This window comes from Bradyrhizobium uaiense, assembly GCF_010811875.1.
Taxonomy (GTDB): domain Bacteria; phylum Pseudomonadota; class Alphaproteobacteria; order Rhizobiales; family Xanthobacteraceae; genus Bradyrhizobium; species Bradyrhizobium uaiense.
In genome coordinates, this window is record NZ_VKHP01000553.1 from 1 (window position 1) to 633 (window position 633).

Below are 633 nucleotides of genomic sequence, written 5' to 3' on the forward strand. Positions count from 1 at the left end.
GAATCCCACGCCCGTCGACGACGCCGCTTTACTACCGTGTCGCAGCCCAGACACTGACGCAGGCGGATCGCCTGACGGTGCTAGGTCCGGACAGTTCCGGGGAGGTCGAGCCCGTGGTGGTCGCAATGGCCGATGGACTCTGGATCGGAATCGGATCTGACCATACCGATCGCAAGGCGGAAGCTACGGGAATCGCACTTTCGAAGCAGCTTTGCGGCAAACCGATCGGCGGGCAGCTCTGGTGCTACGCTGATGTCGAACCGCACTGGGATGAATTGATCCTTCGCTCCTGGGCGACGATGGACGGCAAGCGGGTGCTGTATCAGGAAAGTCCCGTCTCGTCGCTCAGAACGCCGCGCGATCTCATTCGTCGCTACGCGAACGCCGATCTGCTTCCTGCCGGGACCTTGATGTTCTGCGGGACGCCCGGTGCGATCGGTGGAATTCGTCCGGGGACGCGCTTTGAAATGGAGCTGAGCGATCCGGTTCTCAAACGCTCCCTGACCCACGGCTACGATATTGACATCCTCCCGGTTATCTCTTGACCGCCGCCTCCGGTGAGGAGCTTCGACGAATGACGTCAGCATCCGATCAATCCCATTCCACCGCCACGGCGCGATTGGAGGCCGCCCT

At 61.8% G+C, this 633-nt stretch carries 1 protein-coding gene; it reads left to right on the forward strand.

Going from position 1 to position 633, the window contains the following annotated elements; translation table 11 throughout:
• Nucleotides 1-545: DUF2848 domain-containing protein (locus tag FNJ47_RS46425; RefSeq protein ID WP_163163502.1), on the forward strand; the 545-nt coding region annotated here is incomplete at its 5' end.
• Between the last annotated feature and the right edge of the window lie 88 nt (nt 546-633).